This window comes from Micromonospora sp. AMSO12t (assembly GCF_008806585.1).
Lineage (GTDB): Bacteria > Actinomycetota > Actinomycetes > Mycobacteriales > Micromonosporaceae > Micromonospora > Micromonospora reichwaldensis.
In genome coordinates, this window is the sequence record NZ_WAAS01000352.1 from 1 (window position 1) to 5,666 (window position 5,666).

The 5,666-nt window shown below is 76.0% G+C and carries 5 protein-coding genes and 1 pseudogene; 3 read left to right on the forward strand and 3 right to left on the reverse strand.

Going from position 1 to position 5,666, the window contains the following annotated elements; genetic code table 11:
* Nucleotides 1–394 (reverse strand): annotated as a pseudogene (locus F6X68_RS34515) (hypothetical protein); the annotation flags it as partial.
* Here F6X68_RS34515 and F6X68_RS34520 point away from each other — a divergent pair.
* From F6X68_RS34520 to F6X68_RS30085, 3 genes are all read left to right on the forward strand, one after another.
* Nucleotides 357–830: a hypothetical protein gene (locus F6X68_RS34520; RefSeq protein ID WP_225852518.1), complete on the forward strand. Its 474-nt coding sequence runs from the start codon at nt 357–359 to the stop codon at nt 828–830. The pseudogene F6X68_RS34515 and the gene F6X68_RS34520 overlap by 38 nt on opposite strands.
* Before the next feature lie 196 nt (nt 831–1,026).
* A complete protein-coding gene (locus F6X68_RS30080; protein WP_192581601.1) occupies nt 1,027–2,841 on the forward strand; it encodes a DEAD/DEAH box helicase in 1,815 nt (604 codons plus the stop codon).
* A gap of 109 nt (nt 2,842–2,950) precedes the next feature.
* A complete protein-coding gene (locus tag F6X68_RS30085) occupies nt 2,951–3,571 on the forward strand; it encodes a putative glycolipid-binding domain-containing protein (RefSeq protein ID WP_151457419.1) in 621 nt (206 codons plus the stop codon).
* Between the two features lie 97 nt (nt 3,572–3,668).
* On the opposite strand, the gene F6X68_RS30090 is transcribed toward F6X68_RS30085, so the two are convergent.
* Nucleotides 3,669–4,760 carry a PLP-dependent cysteine synthase family protein gene (locus tag F6X68_RS30090; RefSeq protein WP_151457415.1) on the reverse strand — a complete coding sequence of 364 codons (1,092 nt, stop codon included), beginning with the start codon at nt 4,758–4,760 and terminating at the stop codon, nt 3,669–3,671.
* A gap of 22 nt (nt 4,761–4,782) precedes the next feature.
* A complete protein-coding gene (locus F6X68_RS30095; RefSeq protein ID WP_151457416.1) occupies nt 4,783–5,610 on the reverse strand; it encodes an SDR family oxidoreductase in 828 nt (275 codons plus the stop codon).
* Between the last annotated feature and the right edge of the window lie 56 nt (nt 5,611–5,666).

The following is a 5,666-nucleotide window of genomic DNA, read 5'->3' on the forward strand; positions in this document are numbered from 1 at the left end:
CGGCGCCACCGTTCCCGCCGCCGCCCCTCACGGCCGCCGCGAACGCCGGACCGGCACCGGGCCCCGTCGCGGGCGCGCCGCCGTTCTCCGCGCCGCCGGTGGTCACGCCGTCGTTCTCCGCACCGCCGGCATCCGCGCCGCCGTTCTCCGCGCCCCCGGCGGTCGCGCCCTCGTTCTCCGCACCTCCGGCGTCGGCGCCGCCGTTCTCCGCACCCCCGGCATCCGCGCCGCCGTTCTCCGCACCTCCGGCGTCGGCGCCGCCGTTCTCCGCACCCCCGGCATCCGCGCCGCCGTTCTCCGCGCCCCCGGCGTCGGCGCCGCCGTTCTCCGCACCTCCGGTGTCCGGGCCGCCGGTGGTGCCCGCTCCCGCACTGCCGGGCTGGCCGCCGCCCACCAACCCGGGTGACCGCCGGCCCGGTGGTGCCGAGCCGGCCACCGCGCCCCGGGAGGCACGCCGGCTGAGCGGTCGCGTCGACGGCGGCGGCTCGGCCACGCGCGTCGGGCAGGCCGGGGGCGCCCCCGCGGGCCGCTACGACGGCGGACCCGACCTGGGCACCATCTACGGCGCGGGCGCCGGAGCCGGCACCGAGGGCCCGGGCTTCAGCACCGTGTCGTTCCCGAACAACCCGGTGGAGAACTCCGGCTCGTTGACCGGGCACATCCTGGCCCAGGGCTGGACGGAGACCCCCACCGAGCAGCGCTCCAGCACCGCCAAGGTGGTGGTCGTCCTGGCCGCCTCGCTGGGCTTGCTCGTGGCGATCAGCGTGCTGGTCGTGCTGCTCGCCAACGACACGGTGGGTGGGCTGGTAGGCGGCGTCCTGAACAAGTGAGCCGCGTACGACGTCGATGGTGAGCCCGCCCACTACCCGTCCGTGGTCGGGTGGCGGGTTCGCCCTGTCGCCGTACACTGGTGGGGATCACTGACCCGGCGCGCCCTGCGCGCCCATGGGCGATCTTGCGGGCGATTCGGCGGCGTTCAGCTGCGGCAGGCCATCGCGAAGATGCGCCCCGCTCGAAAGGCATTTCTTGACGACCTTTGCTGAACCCAGCACGTTCCTGCCCGCCCTCGACACCGCCGACGCGCAGACCGCCGTCGAGCGGGACGGCACCGTCCAGGACCCGGCCGCCCCGGTGACGCCCGAGGCCACCGACTTCGCCGCGCTGGGGCTGCCCCAGCCGCTGGTCCAGGCGCTCGCCCGGCAGGGCATCACCACCCCGTTCGAGATCCAGCGCGCCACCATGCCCGACGCGCTCGCCGGCCGCGACGTCCTCGGCCGTGGCCAGACCGGCTCCGGCAAGACCCTGGCCTTCGGCCTGCCCCTGCTGGCCCTGGTGGCCGACCGCAACCGGGCCCGGCCGTTGCGCCCCCGGGCCCTGGTCCTGGTGCCGACCCGGGAACTCGCGATGCAGGTCAACGACGCGCTGATGCCGCTCGGCAAGGCCGTCGGCGTGTTCCTGAAGACCGCCGTCGGCGGCGTGCCGTACGACCGGCAGATCGACGCGCTGCGGCGCGGGGTGGAGATCATCGTGGCCACCCCGGGCCGGCTGGGCGACCTGATCGCCCGGGGCGTCTGCCACCTGGACGACATCGAGGTCACGGTCCTCGACGAGGCCGACCAGATGGCCGACATGGGCTTCCTGCCCGAGGTCACCGAACTGCTGGCGAAGACGCCGGCCGGCACCCAGCGGCTGCTCTTCTCGGCCACCCTGGACGGCGACGTCGACGCGCTGGTCAAGCGGTTCATGACCGACCCGGTGACGCACTCCACCGCCCCGTCCACCGCCTCGGTGTCCACCATGGACCACCACATGCTGCTGATCCCGCCGCACGACAAGTTCCCGGTCGCCGCGTCCATCGCGGCCCGGGACGGTCGGACGATGGTCTTCGCCCGCACCCAGCTCGGCGTCGACCGGCTGGTCGAGCAGCTGGCCGCCGTCGGCGTACGGGCGGGCGGGCTGCACGGCGGCAAGACCCAGCGGATGCGTACCCGCACGCTGGCCGAGTTCCGTGAGGGACGGGTGAACGTCCTGGTCGCCACGGATGTGGCGGCCCGGGGCATCCACGTCGACGGTGTCTCGCTGGTGCTGCACGTCGACCCGCCGAAGGACCCGAAGGACTACCTGCACCGCGCGGGGCGTACCGCCCGGGCCGGCGAGTCCGGCGCGGTGGCCACGCTGGTGCTGCCGAAGCAGCGGCGGACCACGCTCGCCATGCTGGAGAAGGCTGGCGTGGCACCGGCCGAGACCCGGGTGCGGGTCGGTGACCCGGCGCTCGCCGAGCTGACCGGCGCCCGTGAGCCGAGCGGCGTCCCGGTGCGCATCGAGGCCGAGGAGCCGCGCCGGCACGGCGACCGGCCGGGCGGCCCGCGCCGCTACGGCGACCGTGACACCCGGGGCGAGCGCCGCTACGGCGACCGGCCCCAGGGCGAACGGCGCTACGGCGACCGCCCGACCGACGGCCGTGGCTACGGCGACCGCCCGCAGGGCGAGCGCCGCTACTCCGACCGGCCCGCCGACGGCCGTGGCTACGGTGACCGGCCCCAGGGCGAACGGCGCTACTCCGACCGCCCCACCGACAGCCGTGGCTATGGTGACCGCCCGCAGGGCGAGCGCCGCTACGGCGACCGGCCGACCGACAGCCGTGGCTACTCCGACCGCCCGACCGACAGCCGTGGCTACGGGGACCGGTCCACGGACAGCCGTGGCTACGGTGACCGGCCGCAGGGCGAGCGGCGCTTCGGCGACCGGGGCGGCTTCCGGCCCGAGGGCCGGGGGCGCGACGACCGGCCGCGCGACGACCGGCGGGGCTTCGGCGGGCGTCCGCCGGCGCGTACCCACTGACCGACAGCGTCATCCACGAACGCCGTCGCGGGGCCCAGGCTCCGCGGCGGCGTTCGCGCATCCGCTGCCGGTGCCGGCCGGGTCGCGTAACGTCCGGCTCATGCCGACCATGCCGAAGTCGCTCTTCTGGACCCGGACGGACACCGCCGGCGCGGAGCACGCGCTGTTCGACGACGGCCGTGGACTGACGGCGCGGGGCACGCTCACGGCCGTCGACCCGATCCCCTACACCTGCCGCTACCAGCTCGCCACCGACCCCGAGTGGGCCACCCTCCGCGTCGAGGTCGAGGCGGAGGGCACCGGGTGGCTGCGGAGCGTACGCCTGGAACGGGTGACCGACGGGTGGCGGGTGACCACCGCCGAGCAGGGTGACCTGGACGCGGCGCTGCGGGCGGCCGGCCACCCGCCGGTCGGGCTTCCCGGCACCGACGACCCGGACCGGCTGGCCGGGGCGGTGGACGTCGACCTCGGCGGGGCGGCGCTGTTCAACGCGCTACCGGTGCGCCGGCTCGGGCTGCCCCGCGCCGCGGCCGACACCCCGCACCGGATCGACGTCGCCTGGGTGCTGGTGCCCAGCCTGCTGGTGGTGCCCGCCGAGCAGGTCTACACCCCGCTCGGCCCCGGCCGGGTCCGCTTCACCAGCGACACCTTCACCGCCGACATCGACCTCGACGGCGACGGCTACGTGGTGCGCTACCCCGGGCTGGCCGAGCGCGTCGACCCGCGCTGACCGGGTTGCGGGCGCCTCCCCCGACGACCGGGCCGGCCAGGCTGGCTCGGCCACCCCGCGGCTCGGCCAGGCAGGCGGCGCAGGTCAGCGAGGCGGCTCAGGCCGGCCAGGTGCCCGTGCTGAGGAAGCGCTCGACGGTCGCCAGGTGCGGAGTGAGGTCCAGTCCCTGGGCGGCCAGCCAGTCGTCGGAGTAGTAGGTGTCGGCGTAGCGGTCGCCGGCGTCGCAGATCAGGGTGACCACCGAGCCGGTGCGGCCCTCGGCGAGCAGCTCCGCGATCAGCCCGAAGGCGCCCCACAGGTTGGTGCCGGTCGAGCCGCCCACCCGGCGGCCGAGCACGGCCGAGCCGGCGCGCATGGCGGCCAGCGAGGCGGCGTCGGGGACCTGGACCATCCGGTCCACCACCGACGGCACGAACGACGCCTCGACGGTCGGCCGGCCGATGCCCTCGATGCGGGAGCCCCGCCCGGTGCGCACCGACCAGTCGGCGGCCTGCCAGGCGGGATAGAACGCGGAGTTCTCCGGGTCGACCACGCACAACTTGGTGGGCAGCCGCTGGTAGCGGGCGTACCGGCCGATGGTGGCGCTGGTGCCGCCCGTGCCGGCGCCCACCACGACCCACGCCGGCACCGGGTGCCGTTCCAGGGCGAGCTGCGCGTAGATCGACTCGGCGATGTTGTTGTTGCCCCGCCAGTCGGTGGCGCGCTCGGCGTAGGTGAACTGGTCCATGAAGTGCCCGCCGGAGTCCTCCGCCAGCCAGCGGGCCTCCACGACCACCTTGGCCGGGTCGTCGACGAGGTGGCAGCGGCCACCCTGGAACTCGATCTGGACGATCTTCTCCGGCGAGGTGGAGGCGGGCATCACCGCGATGAACGGCAGCCCCAGCATCCGCGCGAAGTACGCCTCGGAGACCGCCGTCGAGCCGGAGGACGCCTCCACGATCGTGGTCTCCGGGCCGATCCAGCCGTTGCACAGCCCGTAGAGGAAGAGCGAACGGGCCAGCCGGTGCTTCAGCGAGCCGGTCGGGTGCACCGACTCGTCCTTGAGGTAGAGGTCGATCCCCCACGACCGGGGCAGCGGGAACGGCAGCAGGTGGGTGTCGGCGGAGCGGTTGGCGTCCGCCTCCACGGCGGCGATCGCCTCGGTCACCCAGCGCCGGCTGGCCTCGTCGCACCGGTCGATGTGAGTCACGTTCGAAACTTAGCAAGCCCGCTCACTGCGGACCGGCCCCGATCCGCCGGCGCTGGCGGCGCTGCCCGGCCCTGCCGGCCGCGAGGATCAGCGGGGCGAGGCGCACGGCGACGCCGGGCAGCGCGTCGAGGAGCCGGACCTGCGCGCCGCGCCAGCGGGGGACGCTGACCACCGGGCGGGGCCGCCGGGCCAGCCGCGCGGCCCGCCGGGCCACCCGCTCGGGGGTCAGCAGCGTCCCGGTGAAGGAGGCCGCGGCGCCCGGGTCGTCGAGCCGGTCGTGCAGCATCGGCGTCCAGATCCCGTCCGGGCACAGGCACGACACGTGTACGCCCCGGTGCCCGGCCAGCCGCAGGTCGGCGAGGGTGCCGATGCTGAACGCGACGAGGGCGTGCTTGCTGGCCGCGTAGACGGTCTCGCCGGGCGCGGCCACCAGGCCGGCCAGCGACACGACGTTGACCACGTGCCCGTGCCCCTGTCCCCGCATGACGGCCAGCGCGGCGAGGGTGCCGTTCATCGCGCCGAGGGCGTTGACCTCGACCACCCGGCGACGGGTCGCCGCGTCGTGCTCCCACGAGGGGCCGGTGACGAGGATCCCCGCGTTGTTCACCCAGAGGCCGAGCCCGCCCCGGCCGGCGGCCTCGGCGGCGACGGCGGCACAGGCGTCGGAGTCGCGTACGTCCAGCCGGCGCGACCAGCCGCCCAGCGGGGCGGCGGCACGGGCCACCGCCTGGTCGTCGTGGTCGGTGAGGAGCACCGGCCAGCCGTCGGCGTGCAGCGCGGCGGCGATGGCGCGGCCGAGGCCGCCGGCCGCGCCGGTGACCACCGCCGTCCCGGGGGCTGGCTTCGTCATCGGCGCACGCTATCGCCGCCCGGCGACCGGGCGCCAGAGCCGGCCGGACGCGGCCG